Source organism: Kordiimonas sp. (assembly GCF_965216265.1).
Classification (GTDB): Bacteria; Pseudomonadota; Alphaproteobacteria; order Sphingomonadales; family Kordiimonadaceae; genus Kordiimonas.
Map to the genome: position 1 here is coordinate 2048124 of NZ_OZ244153.1, position 22595 is coordinate 2070718.

The following is a 22595-nucleotide window of genomic DNA, read 5'->3' on the forward strand; positions in this document are numbered from 1 at the left end:
CATTGTCATCAGTTTAAACCGGCCCCTGATTGTTTTATCTCGGGGCCGGTTTTTTGTTGCACCGTTCGCGACACTGAAGCAGAATCACAGCATCACTGTTCGCCTGACCACAACGGAGCCTATCATGGATTTATCTGCCATTCGCACCTTCTGCCGCGCCGTTGAAACGGGTAACCTGACAGCCGCCGCAAAGGCGCTTCATATCACCAAATCCGTGGCTTCCCGCCGTATACAGATGCTGGAAGACGACTTGGGCGTCAGGCTGCTGGCCCGCACCACAAAAGGCGTAGCTCCGACCGACCAAGGCATGCTTTTTTATGAGCGCAGCCTTCGCATTCTCGATGACCTTGAAGATGCGGCACAGGCGGTAAAGTGCACGGATGATAACCTTGTGGGCACGCTGCGCATTACAGCGCCCCGCAGTTTTGCAGACCTGTTTCTCGGTGCGCCCTTGATGGAATTTATCGCAAAGCACCCTGACCTGAAGTTTGAAATGAACCTCACGGATGAACGTGTGGATATTATTGGTGGCGGGTATGACCTCGGCCTGCGCATCACTCGCGAGCTGGATGACACCAGCCTGATTGCCCGCAAGCTTGCCACTATGCGCAGCCACCTTGTGGCCAGCCCGGGTTATATTGCTGAGTATGGAGAACCCAAAAAGCCGGAAGACCTGCGTGACCATGCCTGCGTGTTTTATTCAAACGTCGAGGCTGCCAAACATTGGCGTTTTGGTAGCGGTGCCTCAGGCGAAGGTGTACGCATCAAAGGGCGTATCACAAGCAACTCTGGCCAGATGCAGCTCGAAGCCGCGCTTGCCGGACTGGCTATTGCCAATCTGCCGCGTTTTTATGTGCATGAAGGGCTGGAAAGCGGCCGCCTTGTTGAGATGCTGGCAGACTTCCCGCGTTCAGCTACCATGCTCTATGCCCTCTATCCTGAGCGGCGCCTGCTGCCGATGAAAGTACGCGCGCTCATTGACCATCTGGCTGAATGGTTTGGCCAAGACTGCAACGCCTGCAACCTTTAAGTCCCGCCGCGTTCGTTTTTAAACAACACCGCCTTCGTTTTTCCCGCCCTACTGAGTACCGCCATAATCCTTATTTAGAGTTCATGACAATGAATGAAGGAGGCGAACATGGGTTTGCTCATCGACGGCAAATGGCACGACAAGGGATACGATACAAAAGACGACGGGCGCTTCAAGCGCGAAGACTCTGCTTTCCGTAGCTGGATCACAGCGTCAGGAGAGGCTGGCTCGTCCGGCAACCAAGGCTTCAAGGCTGAAGCCGGACGCTATCATCTTTATGTATCACTCGCCTGCCCATGGGCGCACCGCACTCTTACAATGCGCGCGCTCAAAGGCCTCGAAGATATGATCAGTGTCTCCGTAGTTGGCATGAGCATGCTTGAGGACGGCTGGACCTTCGATAAAGACGATGGCAGCACGGGTGACCCCCTGTTCGGTGCACGTTTTTTGCGTGATATCTACACTCGCGCCAAAGCCGACTATACCGGCCGGGTAACCGTGCCTGTGCTTTGGGACAAAAAAACCGGCACTATCGTCTCAAATGAAAGCGCCGATATCATCCGCATGCTAAACAGCGCGTTTGATGGCCTTGGCGCAAAAGAAGGGGATTATTACCCTGAACTATTGCGTGCCGAGATCGATGAGATTAACGAGCGTGTTTATCACACGGTCAATAACGGTGTGTATAAAGCGGGCTTTGCTACCACGCAAAGCGCTTATGAAGAAGCTGTTGTGCCGCTTTTTGAAACGCTTGACTGGCTTGAAGAACGGTTGGCGGAAAACCGCTATCTCGCCGGTGACACTATCACCGAGGCAGACATTCGGCTGTTCACCACGCTTGTACGGTTTGACCCCGTATATGTGGGGCATTTCAAATGCAACATTCGCCGCATCGCTGACTATCCGGAGCTGAGCGCTTATTTGCGCGAAATATATCAGCTGCCCGGTGTGAAAGAGACGGTGGATATGACCCACATCAAAACGCACTATTACAAAAGCCACAAGACGATCAACCCAACCGGCATTATCCCGGCCGGCCCCGTGGTGGATTTTGATGCGCCACATGGCCGTGATTGGCTCTGAGCGCAGGAGAAAGAAAATGACAGATCGTAAAGTTGAACGCCTGTATCAGGCCGTGGCCACACCTGAAGGACAGGGTGTCACCGTGCACCGTACCATCGGCCGGCCGGATTTCTCTGTGCTTGATCCCTTCCTGTTGCTTGATGAAATGGTGTTGCCGAAAGATGCAAAAGGCGCAGGCTTCCCTGAGCACCCGCATCGCGGGTTTGAGACAGTGACCTATATGCTGTCTGGCCGCATGGAACACGGCGACCGTGTCGGCAACAAAGGAGTTATCGGCCCCGGTGATGCGCAGTGGATGACAGCCGGGCGCGGCATCATTCACTCTGAAATGCCAGTAGCGTCAGATGAGGATGTGCATGGTTTCCAGCTCTGGGTGAACCTGCCGTCTGACAAAAAGATGATTCCGCCCCGCTATCAGGATGTGACAAAAGCCACGATCCCGACTGTGAACGGGACCGGCTTTGAGGCGCAATTGGTTGCAGGTGAGCTGCTGGGTGAAACCGGGCCCGTACGTGATATCGCCGTCAAACCCTTCTTTGCTGACATTACACTCACAGCGGAGAAAGCGACGCTACCAGTGGTAATGGGCCATACGGCGTTCGTCTACGGCATCAAAGGTGGGCTGGTGGTCGGCGGCCAACCTGTGCCGACACGCACCCTCGCTGTGCTGACAGACGGTGATCAAGTCACAGTTAAAGGCAAACCCGGTGCGCAGTTTCTTATGGTAGCAGGCGCGCCAACGCGGGAGCCTGTGGCACGCTATGGTCCGTTTGTGATGAACACACGAGAAGAAATTCTTGCGACAATTGACGATTGGAACAAAGGGCGCTTCCTCGACGCGTCGTAACAGAGGTGTGTTTCCCCTGAAACTCTTAACGAAGCTCTTGAACCCCAATTTTGGGAGCTTCCGCCCCGGGCCTTTTCCTCCCCCTATTCCTCGCGAAGGCTCGGGGTTCCTCGCAAACTATTGAGACTGCTTAGCTGCGAGCCCTTTTAACCGTTATAGTCCTTATGAGGATTGGCTGGGCAAACTTTCACTTCAACCGGGTCCGACCGGAAGTCTGTCTGATAACACTCCCCAAGTAGCGAGCAGTAACAAGCCTTGCCTCTAAGCTTGTGCCGGGCTTTATCAAACACGTCCCAAAGGTCCGCATTCGAAGCATCTCGCGGCACAATGAAAAGGCTGGCGCCGTTCCCACTTGGCATGATCTGCCCCGAAACCCCCGACGTGATAATGGGCGCATCAGGCGAGCCATCGATATAGGACTGCACAAACGTCATCCTGTCCGTGCCCTTGTCGGCACAGCACGCGAGCATCAGGTGCCAAACCGTCTCCACGGGTTGATTATCGTAAAAGAGCGTGAAGCTTTTCACCGCCGCCGGGCCAACACCAGCATTTTCAAGGTTAAGAGAAATAACCTTGGAGTCGCTTTGAACGTCGTAATTGCTGGAACTGAGCTGCAGATAGGGCCATGTCTCGGCTTTTACCTGCCTGTAGGCAGCGTCCGATTGCAAGTATGTCGCAACAAAGCTGGCGGCGGATATTAACACCGCACACACAGCAACAACCAGATTAAGCGTATCCTTGGAGAAGCGCCCGCGCTTCTGGGCAGGCGCTTCATTGTTATTTGTTTCTGGCTCAGAAGCCATTTTGGAGCCCCCTCCTCCTGGTGTGGTCCTTTAGCGCAGGATTGACCGCAAGTGCCGTGTTGCGAAGCTAAGCTTTGCTACTGTCAGGCCGCCAGATGAACTCAGGTCCTCAATCAGCCGTTCTGCGCGAATGATGCGCGTAGCTTGGGAAGACGCCCAGTCTTTGGTCGCTTGACGCGCGGTACGTTCGCCCGCTTCAAGACAGACCTTCTCAACCAGCGCACGCTGCTGGTCGGCAAGGTCTTCAAGCTCAGACCGAACAGACAGCACATCCCAGTGGTTTTCCGGCTGGATACGGTCTGCGCGCTGACGCAGCCAGTCAAAGCCGAGCCTATCACCAAGCGCGAAATGCACCGCCGCCACATAATCCACGCGTTTATCAGCTTTCTCCGCCACTTCAATGATATCCGGGCCGGACGCAAGCACTTCAAAGGCAGATACAAATGTCGCCAGATCGTGGCCAACACCGGCTTTCTTGAGCGCATCGCGGCGGCTAACAAAAGCTTCCTGCGCCGGTTCAGACAGGATTTCCTGCTTGATACCAAAGAGCTTTTTCACGGGGTCAGAGAAACGTTCCACCAACCCACTGACATCAAATGGCCGCGGCAGGTTTCTCAAGACCCACATCACCTGCTGCTTCATGGAATCGGAAACTGACTGGTGCATGTCATATTGCACAGTGGCCGGAACCTTATAATCAAGATCGTTGATGGCTTCCCACTGGTCCTGCAGGCCAAAAACAGCCCGCACGATCACGAAGGCCGCGACAATGTCTTCCACGCCAAGGCCGGTTTCTTCCTTCACTTCATAAACAAAGGTCAGGCCCGCCCAGTTCACCACCTCGTTCGCCAGTACCGTTGCGATAATCTCGCGTTTCAGACGGTGGTTTGAAAGGTCGTCCGCAAACCGCTTGCGCAGCACGCTCGGGAAGCCCCACTCGAGCTCAGGCCTGAGCACAGGGTCCTCGATCAACTTACTTTTAACCAAGATGTCCAGAAGCGACATTTTGGCATAGGCCATCAGCGTTGCGATCTCGGGCCGGGAAAGACCCTGCTCATTCGCCGCCAACTCGGCAAAACCCTCGTCAGTCGGCAGGTATTCAATCTCGCGGTTCAGCCCGCCATCACGTTCAAGCGCGCGCATCAGGCCAAGGTGATATTCGCGTGACCGTACCGCATTCGCTTCCGCGAGCGAGATCGCCTGTGTTTGCAGATAATTGTCCGACAGAACGATCTCGGAAACCTCGTCGGTCATCTCAGCGAGCAGCGCGTCACGATCTTCGGCCTTGAGGTTTTTGTTCGCGATCGCACCCGTAAGCAAAATCTTGATGTTCACTTCTTTATCGGAGCAATCCACACCGGCGGAGTTGTCGATAAAGTCGGTGTTCAGGCGGCCACCACGGCGGCCAAATTCGATCCGTGACTTCTGCGTCATGCCAAGGTTGCCGCCTTCACCGATAACCTTCACCTTAAGCTCAGACGCTGTGACCCTGAGGCCGTCATTCGCGCGGTCACCAACTTGTGCGTTGCTCTCTGCTGTTGCCCGTACGTAGGTACCGATACCGCCAAACCACAGGAGATCCGCTTCCGCTTTCATGATCATATGAATGAGGTCGGTCGGCGTCATCGCGTCCGCTTCAACCTTCAGCCATTCTTTGATCTCAGGCGTGAGTGAAATTGATTTCGAGGAGCGCGCGAAGATACCGCCGCCTTTTGAAATCAGCTTCTTGTCATAATCTTCCCAGCTTGAGCGCGGCATATCAAACATGCGTTTGCGCTCTTTCCATGCAGCTTTGGTGTCGCCCGGGTTAGGGTCGATAAAGATATGCATGTGGTTGAAGGCGGCTTTCAGGCGAATGGTCTTTGAGAGCAGCATGCCATTACCAAACACGTCGCCTGACATATCACCCACACCGATAACGGTAAATTCGTCCTTCTGGACGTTGATGCCCATCTCGCGGAAGTGGCGCTGAACGCTGACCCAGCCACCTTTCGCGGTAATGCCCATCTTCTTGTGGTCATAACCGTTGGAGCCGCCGCTTGCGAAGGCGTCACCAAGCCAGAACTTCTGGTCTACAGAAATGCCGTTTGAAATATCAGAGAATGTTGCGGTGCCTTTGTCTGCCGCCACAACCAGGTAAGGGTCGTCACCATCGCGGCGCACCACATCCTTCGGCGGTTTTACCTTGTTGCCCACAAGGTTATCCGTGACCGACAAAAGGCTGGAGATAAACGTGCGGTAAGCCGCGATACCTTCAGCCATGAAGGCTTCCCGGTCGCTCATGGGGGGTAGCTGTTTTGGATAAAAGCCACCTTTTGCGCCCTGAGGCACAATCACCGCATTTTTCACCTGCTGTGCTTTCACGAGACCAAGCACTTCGGTGCGGAAATCCTCACGCCGGTCAGACCAGCGAAGGCCGCCGCGCGCCACGGGCCCACCGCGCAAGTGCACACCTTCAACGCGCGGGTTGTAAACCCAGATCTCGGCAAACGGTTTAGGCAGCGGCATTTCGTCCACTTCGCGGGAGCGAATCTTGAACGCGAGGGCGCGCTCATCAACCCCGTCAATCACACCGGGTTGGTAGAAGTTTGTACGAATGGTTGCGCGAATAACATTCCTATAGGCGCGCATGATACGGTCATGATCAAGGCTGTTCACCGCATCCATCAGACTGCGGATATCGGTGACAATATTATTCGCCATGGTATCGCGGTTTGTGGTTTCATAGGCCGGGTCGAATTGCACCTTGAAAAGCGCCACAAGCTGGGCGGATATCTGGGCGTTATCAACCATGCTGTCGGCGATATAATCTGGCGTATACCCCATACCGAGCTGACGCAGGTATTTGCCGTACGCCCGCAGGATCAAGATTTCCTGCCAGCTCATGGCAGATGTGATCACCAGTTCGTTAAAGCCGTCATTTTCCACCTTGCTGTGCCATACCTTGACAAACAGTTCTTCAATAAGCGGCTTCAGGCGCTCAACCGCAAAAGGCGTACCTTCCGGCCGGTCCAGCGAAAAATCATGGATATAACTGGTGGTCACACCCTCAACTTCATAGGAATGCTCCGACAGCACCTTGAAACCCATGTTCTCAAGGATCGGCATGCAGTTCGTCAGCGCGATCAGCTGGGTGCCGTGGTAGATTTTGAGGCGGAAACGATTATCGCCATCTTCACGGTGATGGTAGAAATCAACCCGCACATCATCCTGACCAGCAACATCCTCCAGCTTCTGCACGTCATAGGCGGCCTGTGCTGGCGTGAAAGCTTCCCGGTAGGCCACTGTGAAGCGGCTCTTGTACCGGTGGTGCAAGGCGCCGCCGCGCTCCTCGCCGTGATGGGAGATAAGCTCAGCGTGCAGCCGATCCACCCAGCCTTGCGCGGCTTCTGCAATCGCACGGTTGATATCTTCAACGTCCGGATTATGCACTTTGCCGGGGAAGGTGCGGATAATGAAATGCCAGCGCGCCAGCGCTTCTTCCGTCAGGTTCGCATAATAAACCGACACTTCACCATTATAGGACTTGCAGAGAATATCGGCGACCGCTTGCCTGAGGCCTGAGTGGTAGTTGTCACGCGGCACATACACCATGGCAGAAACAAAACGCTCAAACCGGTCTGCGCGCACAAAAGCCCGAGGGCGAGGGCGCTCTGTCAACTGCAGAATACCGAGTGATGTATCAAACAACCAGTCCTCACCCACCTGGAACAGCTCATCCCGCGGGAAGGCTTCCAGAATATGAGCGAGCGCTTTGGCGGCGTATGACCGCGGTGCAAACTGGGAACGCTGCATGATATTTGCGACCTTGCCGCGGATGATCGGCACATCGGTTGCAAACTTGCGATAGGAAAGTGATGTGAAGAGACCAACAAAGCGGCGTTCGCCTACGGCAACACCATTCGCGTCAAAGATTTTCACACCCACATAGTCCATGTGCGACTGGCGGTGCACCATGGATTTCACGTTAGCTTTGGTGATGATCAACGGATCGGGCGCGGAGAGGAAGTGCCTGATTTCCGGCGACATCGGGGTCAGCCCTTCCTTGTCACGCAGCACATTTCGTGACGGGTCGCGGAGGATACCAAGACCAGACCCTTCAACACGATTGAAGTCAAATTTGGATGGGTCGCCTTCAAAGCGGTATTCACGGAATCCGAGGAAGGTAAAATGGTCTGCGCCAAGCCAGCGCAGCAACCGGATGGTTTCGTCCACCTCTTCCTGATCAATGGGCGGCGGGTTGACCGTGAGCGAAGCAACAGTTTCGTCAATCTTCGCCAGCATGGCTTTCCAATCACCCACAGCGGCGCGTACATCAGCAAGCGTGACAGCGAGTGTCTCTTCGATTTCCTTGAGCACCTCCTTGTCAGACTGCGCATCAATCTCGATGAACATGTAGGATTCGGTTGTCTCAGTCCCCTTATCACCGGTGACCCGCTTGCCTTTATCGTCACGGTTCTGGGTAAGGATAGGGTGGTGCATCATATGGATACGGGAATGCAGCGTGACGGCCAGACAGCCGGTGATCGAGTCGACCAGAAACGGCATGTCGTCATTAACGATCTGGATAACTGTATGCTTTGTAGACCAACCGGATTTCCCACCACGTGGGTTCAGTATCTTGATCAGCGGTTTGCCAACAGGGCGAGTTTCCGCCATCTGCCACATGCTGCGGGCAACCGCAAACAGCGTCTCCGGATCACCCGCCATAAGATCGTCGGGACCTTGCGCATAAAACTGGCCCAGAAACTTGTCAAACGCCTCGAAATCTTCACCTGACATCGCCTCTATCGCGAAACGGCTAATCGCCGCCATGATCTGCTTATACTGCTCGTCACTGGTCACTGTTTTGGTCCCTTCACAACCTGATACTGGGGGTCTTTTCTTTTGATTATTTCTTTTTGAAACGGCGAACCATTGTATCCACCGTTGTCGGCCCGGCATCCGCCACGCCGATTGCCTCAAGCCCGCCGCCGTCTTTGCGGCGTGCAAGCACAAGGCAAAACTCACTATCTGAATTGAAAGTATCCAGCGTTAAAGCGGGGGCGCCAAGCGCGTGCGCCCGCGCTTCATCCTGGCGGGTGTGGGCTGCATTCCCCACTTCACCGCGCCGTGCCATGCGTTCCGCTTTCACACAGCCCTTGATACCGCCGGGCTGCGCCTTAAGAAAAGCCACAAGGCTCTCAGACGTTTCGCCCTGCCGCCTGGCAAACGCAAGTGCGGAGGCATATTCCGTCAGGCGCGTTTTGTCGTAGTCCTTGCCAAACGTCAGTTTCAGCACGGGCGTAAAGGGTGCGCGGTCTTGCGCGCGCAACTTGTTTCGCTTGAGAAGGGCGTCATATGCGTCCGGTGCGTTTTCACCTTCTTCATACAGCGCAAGCGCGGCTGCAAGAGCCTGATAGAGATTATCGCGTCCGCCACCGTCAAGGTGCGCGACACGACCTGCCGCGCGCTCACAAGCGCCCAGTCGGTCATCAAGTTCTGGCGCAACCTGTGCGGTCTCCGCCTCTTCAACTTTGTTGCCCGGCGCCCTATAGCTCACCACCACCATAATAAAATGAGGTGCGTGCCCCGTTCGGCTGAACGGCAACATGATGCCGCGACAGTCCAGCGAACCTTCAGCAAATTCAAACTCTGCCGCGCGCTCCCGCCCGTCATCTGTTTCAAACTGGCCAAGAAGCGCGCCTGCGAATGCTGACTGAGGTATACCTTCCAGGCTAACGCCGGGGCCGATAGGTTCGTTCATCAAGGTTTTGACATCATCACCCGCAAAACGCACCACAGCACCTGATGATGTGAATTCCAGCAACAAGGTGTTGGTCTTGAAAGGCGCAAGCCCTTGAGGTGTCAGGTCTTTAAAAAGCGGGAAGGCGTTTTCGGCTTTCAACTGCAGCCAGTAATCAAACGCGCGCAAGTGCAAGCGCCGTTCGTCGGCATCACTGGGTTGAGCGGTCGAGAAGTCGTCTGGGACGCTAGCGTCCGAGGGGCTATGGTCTGCGTTTTTTTCTTCGTCGCCGTTCATGGCCAACAAACCGTTTCTGAGTTCTGCGTCAGCGTGTGTCGCATAAGTCGGGTATGGCACCGCACCAAAGCACTTGCAAGAAAGATCAACCGGATTAGACAACTTTTTTCCATGGCACCCACTACATACTGTTTTGACAGCGCTGCCAAGTGTTCCGGCTTGCTCCAAAATCCTTTTTGCGCCAAAAAGAACTGATCTTTACGGGGAAGGTAAGGGAGACTCGGACCATGCAAAACACGCAGCCAGATGCGCGTTGGCAAAGCCTCACGGCCATGTTCTTTGATCAGGCGACAAAGATGGCCAGCAAACCATTGCTTTATGCCAAGTCAGGCGGGGCTTGGCGTTCCCGCAACTGGACAGAGACCGCCGAAGAGGTCAGCAAGCTTGCAAAAGCGCTTGAGGCCCTTGGTGTGGTGGCAGGCGACCGGGTGGTCATTATCTCCGAGAATCGCCCGGAATGGCTGATCGCGGACTTCGCCATCATGGCCGTTGGCGCTATCACCGTGCCGGCTTATGTCACCAACACCGCACGCGACCATTTGCATATTCTTGAGAACAGCGGCGCGAAAGCGGCGATTGTCTCCACCAAATCCCTCGCGCGCACGTTCCTCAAGGCGGCCCACCAGTCAGACGAGCTTGAACACACCATCACCATTGAAGAAGTAAAGCTCGAGCAACAGGTCAATGTGGAAGTGCACCACTGGGACAAGGTCCTTAGCGCCCAGGAAGCAGACGTTGCCCACTTTGCCCGCCGTGCAAAAGACGTTTCCCGCCACGATATTGCGTGCCTGATCTATACCAGTGGCACCGGCGGTGCACCAAAGGGGGTGAAAACCCATCATGGCTCGATCCTGCATAATGCTGAGGGCGCGATTGAAATTTTTCGCGGGCTTGGGCTCGACAATAATGTCTTTCTGTCGTTCCTGCCGCTCAGCCACGCCTATGAACATACAGCGGGCCAGTGTTGGCCGCTCACCATCGGTGCCGAGATATGGTACGCAGAAAGCCTTGAAAAACTGGCCACCAATATGGCGGAAGCCAAACCCACGGTTATGGTGGTAGTGCCGCGCCTTTTCGAGATGCTACGCACCCGCATCAGCCGGGCGATTGAGAAAGAAGGCGGTACCAAAGCCAAATTGTTTGGCCGCGCCATTGAGCTTGGCACCAAAATCGCCAAGGGTGAACGCCTCAACTTCAAGGAAAAGATCGAGAATATTTTCCTGAGCCTGACGGTACGCCGCAAGGTGAACAACCAGTTTGGTGGCCGCATCAAAGCGCTTGTTTCTGGCGGCGCGCCGCTGGCTCCTGATGTTGGATATTTTTTTGAGGCGCTTGGCCTGCCGCTCCTGCAAGGTTATGGGCAAACAGAATCCGGCCCTATTATATCCGTAAACCCGCCAGCGGCACCCAAGGCGCATAGCGTCGGCACCGTTTTCCCCAATACGGAAGTCAAAATCGCGGAAGACGGCGAAATTCTAGTTCGCGGCGAACTGGTGATGAAAGGCTATTGGCGGGACGACAAAGCCACAGCCAAGACCATTGTGGACGGCTGGTTACATACAGGCGACATCGGCAAGTTTGACGAAGACCAGCATGTGGTGATCACTGACCGTAAGAAGGACCTTATCGTCAACGACAAGGGGGACAATGTTTCGCCCCAACGCATTGAGGGCATGCTTGCGCTTGAGGATGAGATTGCCCAGGCCATGGTATATGGCGACCGCAAACCGCACCTTGTGGGGCTTATCGTGCCAGACGCTGAATGGCTGCGGGGCTGGGCCAAGGATCAGGACAAAACCCTCGACGGTATTGACCTCAATACAGACCCAGACCTTCGCAAAGCGATAGACGCGGCCGTTAGCCGCATCAACCATCGGCTCTCTAATCTTGAGAAAGTGCGGCGTTTTATCATTGCAGACGAAGCCTTTTCCATTGAAAACGAGCAACTGACACCAACGCTGAAGCTCCGGCGGCATGTTGTTGGTGAATTATATGGTGAGCGGCTTGAAAAGCTCTATCACCGGGCAAAGGCTTGAACGAATGACGGACAGTGAACAGCAGATTGCGGACCTTGAGATCAGGTTCGCTTTCATGCAGGAAACCATTGATACGCTTAATGAGACGGTGACGTCACAGTGGAGTGAGATTGACCGGCTGAAGCGGCGGCTTGAGAAGCTGCAGGCTGAAGTGGTCCAGCTTGAAGATAGCGGGCGGGACGGCAAGTCTGAGCCACCACCGCCGCACTATTGACGGTGAGTGACGCAGCAAAAAGCTGGGGCGAGGTTGAAAGCCCCTGCGTTGGCACCTGCAAGCTGGATAACACCGGCATATATTGCATCGGCTGTCTGCGCACACGTGGTGAGATCGGCGTTTGGTCAACCGCGAGCAATGCGGAGAAACTTGCAATTCTCGCGGCCGTTTCCCGAAGGCAGGGTGATAACCCGAAATAGCCATGCCGACACCCTTTTACCATATAGAGTGCCGACGATAGTTCTTGGCTACCGCAACTTGCTACATCAGCCCTTCAGCTGCCATTGCCGCCGAAACATCCGGGTTCTGGAGCAATCGGTCACGGTAGGCTGTGAGGTCAGGCCAGCGATCAAGGCTGACCTTCGCTGGCACGGTCCAGAGCATGACCACCAGCAAATAGCAGTCTGCAGCTGTTAGTTCGTCCCCCAGCAAAAAGGCCTTCTTGTCCGATAGGCTCGCTTCAACGAGATCAAACCGGGCGGCAATCTGTTCCCGCTGTGCGTTTGTCTCTGCTGTGGGGGTCTCTTCAAAAAAGAGCGGTACTGTAAACCGTTTATGGAGCTCAGAGGATGTGTAAGCCAGCCACTCAATTGCCTGTCGGCGTTGAACACGCCCCTTGGGCAACAACCCTGCTTCGGGGTAACGGGCATCCAGCTCTATCATGATAGACAAAACCTCTGTCAGCACCTCGCCTTGATCATCCAGAAGAACAGGCACATAGCCTTTTGGGTAGGTCTCGCGAAGTGATATGCCGTCCTCTGCCATGCCGGTAGCCGGGTCATATTTCACAAGCTCGGGCACTACACCAGCCTTACGCAGTGCGATATGAACAGCAAGCGAGCATGCCATGGGTATATAATAAAGTTTCATCGTTTCATTCCTCTTGATGGTTCGCCGTCCTGATCTAAGGCCGGTCATGAATAGTATTTTTCCGAAGAACCCCTGCATTGGGCTTCCCGTACGGTTATGGCAGTGCGCCACGGACTACCGATTTGCCATGAGGTCATGCAGCGCCTTTTTAACCGCGTCGACTTCAGTACGTTTTCGGTAGTTGTTGGGAACAAAGGCGCGAAAGACCTTGCCGTCCTGCGCAATCACATAAGTCGCGGGGTCTGCAAACATGTATGACGACTGGCCCGTTAGCATCCCAACATCGACACCGATCTGGCGCAGCACCGTTTGGTGGCTTTCAGGCAGCTCAAAAACGAGGCCAAACTGGCGAGCGAGTGTATTATTGGCGTCATGCAACACATCAAAGCCCACAGAGGTCACCGCGCCTGCGATCACATCTTCCGGCACACCAGCAGACGCAAGCATATCCACTGCATTTGGCTTTTCACCTGTTACCGCCACGAGCGCGGCACCGTGGTCCGTAATTTCTCTAAGTCGCTCGTCATACTCCTTCAGTTGCAGGTTGCAGTAAGGACACCAGATCCCTCTATAGAAGGTCAGGACAAGCGGGCCATCTGCGAGATAACCTTCGAGGCTACACATACCCCCGCCATAAGCGGGCAACTCAAACCCCGGCGCAACCGCCCCCACATGGAGAGCATTTTCAACAATATCCAGGGCGCTAATCTCACCCGCGCCCTGTTCAACTAACTCCACCAGCTCCCTGGGCAAAGTGTCACGGAAGTGCTGAATTGCACTGCGAATTTTTCCGTTCAAGCCTGACATTTAGCGTGTTCCCTCAATTGACATCCATGTTATGTACATATATGAACAAAAAGAGACATAGATGTTATGTACACATATGTACATAACTTTTTACACATTGGATGAAATAATGGTCAGGCCAACCAAATTCGACCGAACAGAAGCGCTCAATACCGCGACAGAAGCTTTCTGGAAAAACGGATTTGAGCAGTCTTCGGTGAAGAACCTGTCAGAACTTCTGGGAATGACCCGGTCCAGTTTCTACAATGCCTTCGGCTCACGCGACGCACTTTTTAGCGAAACCATCCCGGAGTATGCAGCACAAAGCCCCGACGCGCCTTTATATAAGGAGATGCAAACAGACGTGCTTCCGCTAATCACGTCTGTGTTTCAAGATATTTGCCGGGCCCGCGCTCAAGACCCGGATGCTCGCGGTTGCATGATCGTCAACACGGTTTGCGAAATATGCCCGGCATCCGAAGGGCTTGGTATTGAGTTGGCTGAACGCATACTTAGCTCTGCGGCTCATCTCGAACATCTTCTGAGCCTGGCGCAGGAGCGCGGTGAACTAAGCGACGGTGCGAATGTGCATGCCCTGGCCCTGGCACTACAGAATCTGATGATCGGGATCAATGTTCTCTGCAAGGTGATACGGGACGAGAATGAGCTGTGGCTACTGACAAGGACCACGCTTGAAGGGCTGGGTCTCTACCGTGCACCCGCTGTTACATAACCCAAAAAACAAAAAAGCCTCCAGACTATTTCTAGTCAAGGAGGCTTCTTGTAACGCCTTGATTTCTCAAGGAAAAGATGGAGCGGGCGATGAGATTCGAACTCACGACCCCAACCTTGGCAAGGTTGTGCTCTACCCCTGAGCTACGCCCGCTCATCGCGTACACAACGCAAGCGTTGTGAGGGGTAACAGGCGGCGGTGCCGTCTGCGAGGCGGGATAATAGCTATCCACATTGCCTTTGCAACACCTTTTTTTATTTTTTTATGAAACGCGTCTAAGCTCATGAAATGCATGGGTATTTATGCGATAAAGCCTTATGGGCACACGCGAAACACAGGACACGCACATGGAATCGCATCCCGCAGAGATGGCGCTCTTTACCTTTCTGGAAACACTTGGCATCACAATAAAAACGGTGCGCCACGCGCCTGTTTTCACAGTCGAGCAGGCGCAAGCCGCACGGCTTGGTGCAGACGGCGGCATGCCCGGTTGGCACACCAAAAACCTGTTCGTGCGAGACAAGAAGAAACGCCGCGCCCTTGTGGTGGCTGAGGAGAGTGTAAAAATCGACCTCCGCGGTCTCGCTGATCTCATTGGCCTGGGTCGCCTGTCGTTTGGCAGCGCCGATAGCCTGAAAGACATGTTGGGGGTAGAGCCCGGCTCCGTTACCCCGTTTGGGCTTTTTAATGCGCGCATAAGTGATGGGGAGCCACCCCGGCTTGTCGTCGCACTGGATGAAACGCTGGTGAGCGGCGGCGTTATCAATTGCCACCCACTTCACAACGCCGCGACCACAACCATCGCGCCTGATGATCTGATTAAATTTATTCGCGCATGCGGTTATGAACCGCTGATCATAAACCTCACTGACAACGCTGGTTGAAAAACGCTAAAAAATAAGCAATCCCCTCTGGCAAAGCGAAGCCCGACCTCCTATGGTCAGCGATAGATCGCCAAGGGCTTCTCTTGCCTCATTGGTATGGTATTGAAATTTGATCCAAGAGTTTTGAGATGGACGCACTTATTGGCGCCGGTGTCCCCGGCGCAAGCACAGATTTAATTAAAGACACTGACATGCAGTCCTTTGGCGAGGACGTGATTGCCGCGTCCCAACAGCGCCCGGTGATTGTAGATTTCTGGGCAGACTGGTGCGGCCCGTGCAAACAACTGATGCCCGCGCTTGAAACTGCGGTAAAAGCTGCAAACGGCGCGGTTGCACTTGTGAAAGTCAACGCCGACCAGAACCAGCAGTTATGCGCGCAGATGCAGGTACAAAGCCTGCCGACCGTACTGGCCTTCTGGCAGGGCCAACCGGTTGATGGTTTCCAGGGCGCTGTGCCAGCATCGCACCTCAAAACCTTCGTTGATAAACTAGTGGCCCTTGCAGGCGGTGAAGAAGCTGGCGACCCCGTCGCAGAAGCGGTTGAACACGCAAACGGCCTGCTTGATAGCGGTGAGGCCATGCAGGCGGTGCAAGTTTACCAGCAAATCCTGATGCACGACCAAAACAACACGGCGGCACTGATCGGTATGGCGGAGGCTTCACTCAAGCTTGGGCAAAGCGACCAGACCACCCGCATTCTTGAGGCAGTGTCTGAGGATGAGATAGACGACCCCAAACAGAAAGAGCGTCTCGCGCGTATTCACACCGCGCTTGAACTGGCCGCTGAAGGTGAAAACGCCGGCGACCGTGCGGCCCTTGAAGCCAAAGTGAGCGAAGACCCGCAAGACCATGAAGCGCGCTATTCCCTCGCGCTTTCCTATCAGGGCACAGGTGAGCTTGATAAAGCGGCAGAAGCTCTTCTCGGCATCATCATGCGGGACCGTGAATGGAATGACGACGCCGCACGCAAGCAGCTTCTGAAGCTTTTTGAAGCAGCAGGCGCCAGCGACCCCTTCACCATGAAATACAGGCGGCGCCTGTCGTCCGTTCTGTTTAGCTAGGGCCCCGGAATGACGGAAAAAAGCAAAACACTGGATGCTTTGCCTTCCGTCATTCCTGTATTCCCTTTGCCCAGCGTCATTCTGCTGCCTGGTGCGAGCCTGCCGCTCAATATATTTGAGCCGCGCTACCTGAAGATGGTGCGTGACGCAGCAACCGGTCACAATCTTATTGGCATGATCCAGCCACGCGTGAAGGAAGTGGGCGCAAAAGCGCCACCCTTGTTCACCGTTGGTGGCGTGGGCTCTATTAGTGAGTTTCATGAGACTGAGGATGGCCGCATCGTCATTCGGCTCAAGGGTTTATCCCGCTTCCGGATTGACGAAGAGCTAAGCGTTACCACGCCGTATCGGCAGGTACGCGCCGACTGGAAAGCGTTCGAGCAAGACCCATGGGGCGGCAACAGCAAAACCCGTGTGGAACGTGATGCCCTGATGGCATCCCTGAAGGCATACCTTGATATCAAGGGGTTAGACGCAGATTTCAGCGCCATCGCCGAAGCGCCGGACGACGTGCTGGTGAACACACTTTCGATGATTGTCCCGTTTTCACCGGCAGAGAAACAAGCGCTTCTTGAGGCTCCGGAGGTGTGGGACCGGTCGGAGCTTCTCAAAAAACTGCTCACCATGGCCGCATCAAACCTCGCGGCCAATGACAGCGACGGTTCAGCCCACTAGATTTCATTTCAGAGTGCGGAGACAACACATGCCTGATCGCAGCAGCACAAGCCCCAAGCTTCTTGAAATTCTGGTATGCCCGGTGACCAAGATGCGGCTGGACTATGACGCAGAAAAGCAGGAGCTGATCAGCAAATCAGCAGGGCTCGCTTTCCCGATACGGGACGGCATCCCGATCCTGCTGGCGGATGAAGCACGCGAGCTTTAAGCTCGAAGACCGGAGGTTAGAGCTGGCCAGACCAGTCTTTTATCAGCATGGGACCAAGGGCTTTGCCGCCAAAAATATGGATATGCAGGTGTGGCACTTCCTGATGCGCATTGTCGCCTGCGTTTGCCAGCGTACGGTAACCATCATCCACAAGCCCGAGCATTTCAGCCGTTTTGCCCACAGCGCGCATAAAACCTGCAATCAGGTCTGCCGGTGCTTCCGCTGTGAAATCAGCCATGGAAACATACGGCCCTTTCGGGATGACCAATACATGGGTTGGGGCCTGCGGGTTGATGTCATGGAACGCAAGCGCCCACTCATCTTCATAGACCTTGTTGCAAGGAATTTCCCCGCGCAGAATTTTCGCGAAGATGTTGTTCTTGTCATAGGCCATGGCATGCACTCCCACTATTGGTGAATGGAATGGGCACACTATAACGTGCCGATTGGCGGCGTCCAGCCACCAACCGACAAAAGAACATTACGCCGCGTTCTAGAGAATGAACTTGGAAAGATCATTATCCTTCTCGGCAAGCTCACCCATGTTTTTACGCACAAAGGCGGCATCTACCGTGATATTGGTACCGCTTTGGTCGCTGGCGGTGAAGCTGACCTCCTCCAGCACTTTTTCAAGCACGGTGTGAAGGCGCCGCGCGCCGATATTTTCAACCGTCTCGTTAAAGTGCGCAGAAATGCGCGCGATCTCATCGATACCATCTTCGGTGAACTCAAGCGTAAGCTCTTCCGTACCCATCAGCGCCACATACTGGCGGATAAGGCTATAGTCAGGTTCAGTGAGGATACGCTTGAAGTCCTCTTCCGTCAGCGGGCGTAGCTCTACGCGGATCGGCAACCGGCCCTGAAGCTCGGGCAACAGGTCGCTCGGTTTCGCCAGATGAAATGCGCCAGACGCGATAAACAGAATATGGTCGGTTTTCACCGCACCGTATTTGGTGGACACGGTGGTGCCTTCAATCAGCGGCAACAGGTCACGCTGCACACCTTCCCGGCTTACGTCCCCGCCACGCACGTCCTGGCGTGCGCAAATCTTGTCGATCTCATCAAGGAAAACGATGCCATGCTCTTCCACAAGCGTTGTGGCCTCGCGCGTGATGCTCTCGTCGTCCACCAGCTTGTCAGCCTCTTCACCCATCAGCACTTCATAGGCTTCAGATACCTTCAGGCGTTTCTTCACCTTGCGGCCGCCCATGGCTTTGCCAAACATATCGCCCAGGTTTACCATGCCCATGCTGGCGCCCGGCATACCGGGGATATCAAACTGCGGGAACGGGCTGGCGGTATCCGCCACATCAAGCTCGATTTCCTTTTCCGCCAACTCGCCTTCACGCAGCATTTTGCGAAACTTCTGCCGCGTAGCATCAGAAGCACCTTCGCCCACAAGCGCATCAAGCACGCGGTCTTCCGCATGAATTTCCGCCTTGGAAGCCACCTGTTTGCGGCGCTTCTCGCGCATCATCAGAATGGCGTTCTCAATCAGGTCACGAATGATCTGTTCAACATCGCGGCCCACATAACCCACTTCCGTAAACTTAGTGGCCTCAACCTTGATAAAAGGGGCTTCCGCTAGTTTGGCAAGACGGCGGGAGATTTCAGTTTTACCAACGCCCGTTGGTCCGATCATCAGGATGTTTTTTGGCAAGACCTCTTCGCGCATCTGGCCTTCAAGCTGCTGGCGCCGCCAGCGGTTCCTGAGCGCCACGGCAACTGCGCGCTTCGCGTCCTTCTGGCCGATGATGAAACGGTCCAGCTCGGACACGATCTCGCGGGGGGAAAAACTGCTCATACTTACTCCTGACTCTCAGTATTACTTGATGCATCCATTTGCTCAACGATCACATTGTCGTTGGTATAGACACAGATATCAGCGGCGATCTTCATGGCCTTACGAGCGATGTCTTCGGCGCTCAGGTCCTGGTCATAGAGCGCACGCGCTGCCGCAAGCGCATAGTTGCCGCCCGAACCGATAGCCACAACACCGTGCTCGGGTTCAAGCACATCGCCGTTACCGGTCACAACAAGGCTGGTGTCACCGTCCACAACAATCATCATGGCTTGAAGCTGACGCAGGTATTTATCTGTGCGCCAGTCTTTCGCGAGCTCAACACAGGCGCGCGCAAGCTGGCCCGGATGGCGCTCAAGCTTGGCCTCAAGCCGCTCAAAAAGCGTGAAGGCGTCTGCAGTCGCACCCGCAAAACCGGCAATCACCTTGCCGCCCGCCAGATGTCTTACCTTGCGTGCGTTGGCTTTCATCACCGTATCACCAACCGAGACCTGACCATCGCCAGCGATCACAACTTTGCCGTCCTTGCGTACGCTGCAGATGGTGGTGGCATGCCAGGTTGGCAGCTCTGAATGGAACTGAGTCATAAGACTTAAGTTTTCCTTTTCTACTTTTTATCTTTGCGAAAGCATATATGAACCGAAGTGATCTCTTACAAGCTTATGTGCGCAAAAGCCGCATAATTCCTTGCGTCTTGAGCGCTTTAATCCTAAAGCCATAATGTTTTCAAATTGGGGCATGAGCACCAATTGGTCAAACCAAACTGCAATGCGGAGCATGAAATGCGCACAGCATCATATGAAAGAAAGACCAAGGAGACCGAGATCTCCGCAACGGTAAATCTGGACGGTACGGGTTCGTACGACGTCCATACCGGCATTGGCTTTCTCGATCATATGATCGAACAACTGTCGCGCCATTCGCTAATCGACATTACCTTGCGTGCAAAAGGCGACCTGCACATCGATGGGCACCACACCACGGAAGACTGCGGCATCGTCATCGGCACAGCGATCAAAAAGGCGCTGGGCGACATGTTGGGCATCACGCGCTATGCCAGCGCCTATATCCCGATGGACGAAACGCTGACCCGCGCCGCGATCGATATCTCAGGCCGACCTTTCATTGTGTGGAAGGTTGATTTCAGCCGCGACAAGATCGGTGAGATGGATACGGAGCTGTTTGAAGAGTTTTTCCGTGCCTTCGCTTTTGCCGCAGGCGTCACGCTACACGTGGAAAACCTCTATGGTGTGAACAACCACCATATTATTGAAAGCAGCTTCAAGGCGCTCGCACGGGCGCTCAGGACAGCGCTTGAGGTCGACCCCCGCAAGGCGGACGCTGTGCCAAGCACCAAGGGCACCCTCGGCGGCAGCCTCTAAGCGGCAAGGAGCTTTAGATGACCGAAACCGTTGCCATCGTTGATTATGGCTCGGGCAACTTGCGTTCTGCCGAAAAGGCACTGGCGCGGGCGGCTCATGAGGCCAAGCTTTCAAGCACGATTATTGTAACAGACAAGTGCGATGTGATCGCGAAAGCTGACCGTATCGTATTGCCCGGTGTTGGCGCGTTTGGCGATTGCCGCCGCGGTTTGATGGCGATTGAAGGCCTGGCGGATACAATTGAAGAGGCCGTGCTGGAGGCAGGAAAACCCTTCCTTGGTATCTGTGTGGGCATGCACCTTATGGCGCATGAAGGGCATGAACACGGCATCCATGAAGGCATGGGCTGGATCGACGGCACCGTGGAGCGCATGGAACCAAACGACCCCGCGCTCAAGATCCCGCATATGGGCTGGAACGACCTGATGCTCACAGACGCGGGCGCCAAACACCCGGTGTGCAGCGGCATTCAGGCCGGTGACCACGCCTATTTTGTGCACAGCTACCATATGGCGCTGACTACCGGTGATGCCCTGCTGGGCTATGCCGAGCATGGTGGACAGGTCACTGCCATAGTTGGGCGAGACAACATGGTGGGCACGCAGTTCCACCCGGAAAAGAGTCAGGCCGTTGGCCTCAGGCTCCTGAGTGCGTTTTTGGAGTGGAAACCATGATTACCGTTTATCCTGCCATTGACCTCAAGGACGGCAATTGCGTTCGCCTTTTCAAAGGCGATATGGACGCTGCGACCATCTTCAGCGACAACCCGGCGGCGCAAGCCAAGGAGTTTGAAGATGCAGGCTGCACGTGGCTGCATCTGGTGGACCTGAACGGCGCGTTCGCGGGCGCACCGGTGAATGCCGCCGCCGTTGAGGCCATTCTGGGCACGGTGAAAATCCCGGTTCAGCTTGGCGGCGGCATCCGCGATATTGCGACCATGGACCGCTGGTTAGACGCTGGCATTTCGCGCCTTATCCTCGGCACGCTCGCGGTCAAAAACCCCGCGCTTGTGAAAGAGGCCTGCAGGCTTTTCCCCGGCAAGGTCGCCGTGGGCATTGACGCCAAGGGCGGCATGGTTGCTGTGGAAGGCTGGGCGGAAGCCAGTGAAGTGGAAGTGGCTGAGCTTGCCGTGCAGTTTGAGGACGCAGGTGTTGCCGCCATCATCCACACCGATATCGACCGCGACGGCACGCTCACCGGCGTCAATGCGGAAGCCTCATCTGCGCTCGCGAACGCCGTCTCGATCCCTGTGATCGCATCCGGCGGGGTGAAAGACATGGACGACATCACCCGTGTGAAAACCGCTGGCAACCTTGAAGGCGTGGTCACCGGCCGCGCGATTTATGACGGACGGCTGGACCTCAAGGCCGCGCTGGAGCTTGCAAAATGCTGAAAGCACGCATCATCCCCTGCCTCGATGTGAAGGACGGCCGGGTCGTGAAAGGCGTTAACTTTGTCGACCTCATCGACGCTGGTGACCCGGTGGAACAGGCGCGTGTGTATGACGCCGCAGGCGCGGACGAGCTGACCTTCCTTGATATCACTGCCTCCAGCGAGCGGCGGGATATCCTCCTCGATGTCGTAAGCCGCACGGCGGAAGCCTGCTTCATGCCGCTCACCGTGGGTGGTGGTGTGCGAACGGCGGAAGACGTGCGCAAGCTGTTGCTGGCAGGCGCAGACAAGGTCTCAGTGATGACCGCAGCGGTAAACCGCCCGGCGCTGATCGGTGAACTGTCTGAAAAATTTGGTGCCCAGTGCATCGTGGTGGCGGTTGATGCCAAGGAAGTTGGGCCAGACAAGTGGGAAGTTTTCACCCACGGTGGCCGCACAGCCACGGGCATTGACGCGGTTGAGTATGCCAAGGAAGCCGCGCGCCTTGGCGCGGGTGAGATCCTGCTCACCAGCATGGACCGGGACGGCACGCGGGAGGGTTTCAACCTCGAACTAACCCGTGCAATCTCTGATGCAGTGAGCATTCCGGTGATCGCGTCCGGCGGTGTTGGCACGCTTGACCATCTGGTTGAAGGGGTGCGAGACGGCCATGCCTCTGCGGTGCTGGCGGCCTCGATTTTCCACTTTGGGGACCACACGATCGCGGAGGCAAAAGCCCATATGGCAAACGCGGGAATAGCTGTTAGGCTATAAAATGTGTGGCGAAAC

At 55.3% G+C, this 22595-nt stretch carries 23 protein-coding genes and 1 tRNA gene; 15 read left to right on the forward strand and 9 right to left on the reverse strand.

The window, feature by feature from the left end; translation table 11 throughout:
- Positions 1-124 precede the first annotated feature (124 nt).
- The 3 genes from ACOOGA_RS09405 to ACOOGA_RS09415 all read left to right on the forward strand — a co-directional run bounded on the left by ACOOGA_RS09405 (position 125) and on the right by ACOOGA_RS09415 (position 2960).
- A complete protein-coding gene (locus ACOOGA_RS09405; protein WP_417462642.1) occupies positions 125-1030 on the forward strand; it encodes a LysR family transcriptional regulator in 906 nt (301 codons plus the stop codon).
- A gap of 108 nt (positions 1031-1138) precedes the next feature.
- On the forward strand, positions 1139-2113 hold the full coding sequence (locus ACOOGA_RS09410; protein WP_417462641.1) for a glutathione S-transferase family protein: 975 nt from the start codon (positions 1139-1141) through the stop codon (positions 2111-2113).
- 16 nt (positions 2114-2129) lie between these two features.
- The gene (locus tag ACOOGA_RS09415; protein WP_417462640.1) at positions 2130-2960 is read left to right on the forward strand and encodes a pirin family protein; all 831 of its coding nucleotides are present in this window, start codon (positions 2130-2132) and stop codon (positions 2958-2960) included.
- A gap of 146 nt (positions 2961-3106) precedes the next feature.
- Here the strand turns inward: ACOOGA_RS09415 and ACOOGA_RS09420 are convergent, their stop codons facing one another.
- From ACOOGA_RS09420 to ACOOGA_RS09430, 3 genes are read right to left on the reverse strand one after another with little or no spacing between them, the layout of a single operon-like run.
- Entirely contained in the window at positions 3107-3763 is a 657-nt protein-coding gene (locus ACOOGA_RS09420; protein ID WP_417462639.1) for a hypothetical protein, read from the reverse strand.
- Positions 3764-3793: 30 nt separating this feature from the next.
- Positions 3794-8608, reverse strand: a complete 4815-nt coding sequence (locus ACOOGA_RS09425) for an NAD-glutamate dehydrogenase (protein ID WP_417462638.1) — start codon at positions 8606-8608, stop codon at positions 3794-3796.
- A gap of 46 nt (positions 8609-8654) precedes the next feature.
- Positions 8655-9785, reverse strand: a complete 1131-nt coding sequence (locus ACOOGA_RS09430) for a hypothetical protein (protein ID WP_420430585.1) — start codon at positions 9783-9785, stop codon at positions 8655-8657.
- Positions 9786-10012: 227 nt separating this feature from the next.
- Between ACOOGA_RS09430 and ACOOGA_RS09435 the strand changes: the two genes are divergently transcribed.
- Genes ACOOGA_RS09435 through ACOOGA_RS09445 form a run of 3 tightly spaced genes read left to right on the forward strand, consistent with a single transcriptional unit; the run spans position 10013 to position 12235 of the window.
- Positions 10013-11821: an AMP-dependent synthetase/ligase gene (locus tag ACOOGA_RS09435; protein WP_417462636.1), complete on the forward strand. Its 1809-nt coding sequence runs from the start codon at positions 10013-10015 to the stop codon at positions 11819-11821.
- Positions 11822-11825: 4 nt separating this feature from the next.
- Positions 11826-12035 carry a SlyX family protein gene (locus ACOOGA_RS09440; protein WP_417462635.1) on the forward strand — a complete coding sequence of 70 codons (210 nt, stop codon included), beginning with the start codon at positions 11826-11828 and terminating at the stop codon, positions 12033-12035.
- Between the two features lie 2 nt (positions 12036-12037).
- On the forward strand, positions 12038-12235 hold the full coding sequence (locus ACOOGA_RS09445) for a DUF1289 domain-containing protein (RefSeq protein WP_417462634.1): 198 nt from the start codon (positions 12038-12040) through the stop codon (positions 12233-12235).
- Positions 12236-12296: 61 nt separating this feature from the next.
- On the opposite strand, the gene ACOOGA_RS09450 is transcribed toward ACOOGA_RS09445, so the two are convergent.
- Together ACOOGA_RS09450 and ACOOGA_RS09455 are read right to left on the reverse strand one after the other, a co-directional pair.
- On the reverse strand, positions 12297-12905 hold the full coding sequence (locus tag ACOOGA_RS09450; protein WP_417462633.1) for a glutathione binding-like protein: 609 nt from the start codon (positions 12903-12905) through the stop codon (positions 12297-12299).
- A gap of 114 nt (positions 12906-13019) precedes the next feature.
- Positions 13020-13712, reverse strand: a complete 693-nt coding sequence (locus ACOOGA_RS09455) for a peroxiredoxin-like family protein (RefSeq protein ID WP_417462632.1) — start codon at positions 13710-13712, stop codon at positions 13020-13022.
- A 109-nt stretch (positions 13713-13821) separates the two neighbouring features.
- Here ACOOGA_RS09455 and ACOOGA_RS09460 point away from each other — a divergent pair, with 109 nt between their 5' ends.
- Positions 13822-14424: a TetR/AcrR family transcriptional regulator gene (locus ACOOGA_RS09460; RefSeq protein ID WP_417462631.1), complete on the forward strand. Its 603-nt coding sequence runs from the start codon at positions 13822-13824 to the stop codon at positions 14422-14424.
- A gap of 78 nt (positions 14425-14502) precedes the next feature.
- Here ACOOGA_RS09460 and ACOOGA_RS09465 read toward each other — a convergent pair.
- A tRNA-Gly gene (locus tag ACOOGA_RS09465) sits at positions 14503-14577 on the reverse strand.
- A 194-nt stretch (positions 14578-14771) separates the two neighbouring features.
- On the opposite strand from ACOOGA_RS09465, the gene ACOOGA_RS09470 reads away from it, so the two are divergent.
- The 4 genes from ACOOGA_RS09470 to ACOOGA_RS09485 all read left to right on the forward strand — a co-directional run bounded on the left by ACOOGA_RS09470 (position 14772) and on the right by ACOOGA_RS09485 (position 17252).
- Positions 14772-15308 (forward strand): prolyl-tRNA synthetase associated domain-containing protein, encoded by a 537-nt coding sequence (locus ACOOGA_RS09470; RefSeq protein ID WP_417462630.1) that lies wholly within the window; start codon positions 14772-14774, stop codon positions 15306-15308.
- A gap of 128 nt (positions 15309-15436) precedes the next feature.
- Positions 15437-16369, forward strand: coding sequence for a thioredoxin (gene trxA / locus ACOOGA_RS09475; RefSeq protein ID WP_417462629.1), 933 nt, complete (start codon positions 15437-15439; stop codon positions 16367-16369).
- Between the two features lie 9 nt (positions 16370-16378).
- Positions 16379-17044: an LON peptidase substrate-binding domain-containing protein gene (locus ACOOGA_RS09480; protein WP_417462628.1), complete on the forward strand. Its 666-nt coding sequence runs from the start codon at positions 16379-16381 to the stop codon at positions 17042-17044.
- Between the two features lie 28 nt (positions 17045-17072).
- Complete coding sequence (locus ACOOGA_RS09485) at positions 17073-17252, forward strand: Trm112 family protein (RefSeq protein ID WP_417462627.1); 180 nt, start codon at positions 17073-17075, stop codon at positions 17250-17252.
- A 16-nt stretch (positions 17253-17268) separates the two neighbouring features.
- Here the strand turns inward: ACOOGA_RS09485 and ACOOGA_RS09490 are convergent, their stop codons facing one another.
- From ACOOGA_RS09490 to hslV, 3 genes are all read right to left on the reverse strand, one after another.
- Positions 17269-17646, reverse strand: coding sequence for a histidine triad nucleotide-binding protein (locus tag ACOOGA_RS09490; protein WP_417462626.1), 378 nt, complete (start codon positions 17644-17646; stop codon positions 17269-17271).
- 99 nt (positions 17647-17745) lie between these two features.
- A complete protein-coding gene (gene hslU, locus ACOOGA_RS09495; protein WP_417462625.1) occupies positions 17746-19056 on the reverse strand; it encodes an ATP-dependent protease ATPase subunit HslU in 1311 nt (436 codons plus the stop codon).
- A gap of 2 nt (positions 19057-19058) precedes the next feature.
- Positions 19059-19640 (reverse strand): ATP-dependent protease subunit HslV, encoded by a 582-nt coding sequence (gene hslV / locus ACOOGA_RS09500; protein WP_417462624.1) that lies wholly within the window; start codon positions 19638-19640, stop codon positions 19059-19061.
- Between the two features lie 195 nt (positions 19641-19835).
- Between hslV and hisB the strand changes: the two genes are divergently transcribed.
- From hisB to hisF, 4 genes are read left to right on the forward strand one after another with little or no spacing between them, the layout of a single operon-like run.
- Entirely contained in the window at positions 19836-20435 is a 600-nt protein-coding gene (hisB, locus tag ACOOGA_RS09505; RefSeq protein ID WP_417462623.1) for an imidazoleglycerol-phosphate dehydratase HisB, read from the forward strand.
- A 17-nt stretch (positions 20436-20452) separates the two neighbouring features.
- Positions 20453-21109, forward strand: coding sequence for an imidazole glycerol phosphate synthase subunit HisH (gene hisH, locus ACOOGA_RS09510; RefSeq protein ID WP_417462622.1), 657 nt, complete (start codon positions 20453-20455; stop codon positions 21107-21109).
- Positions 21109-21828 carry a 1-(5-phosphoribosyl)-5-[(5-phosphoribosylamino)methylideneamino]imidazole-4-carboxamide isomerase gene (gene hisA / locus ACOOGA_RS09515; protein WP_417462800.1) on the forward strand — a complete coding sequence of 240 codons (720 nt, stop codon included), beginning with the start codon at positions 21109-21111 and terminating at the stop codon, positions 21826-21828. The genes hisH and hisA overlap by 1 nt, the downstream gene beginning before the upstream one ends.
- Positions 21822-22580 carry an imidazole glycerol phosphate synthase subunit HisF gene (gene hisF / locus ACOOGA_RS09520; RefSeq protein WP_417462621.1) on the forward strand — a complete coding sequence of 253 codons (759 nt, stop codon included), beginning with the start codon at positions 21822-21824 and terminating at the stop codon, positions 22578-22580. The genes hisA and hisF overlap by 7 nt, the downstream gene beginning before the upstream one ends.
- Positions 22581-22595 lie beyond the last annotated feature (15 nt).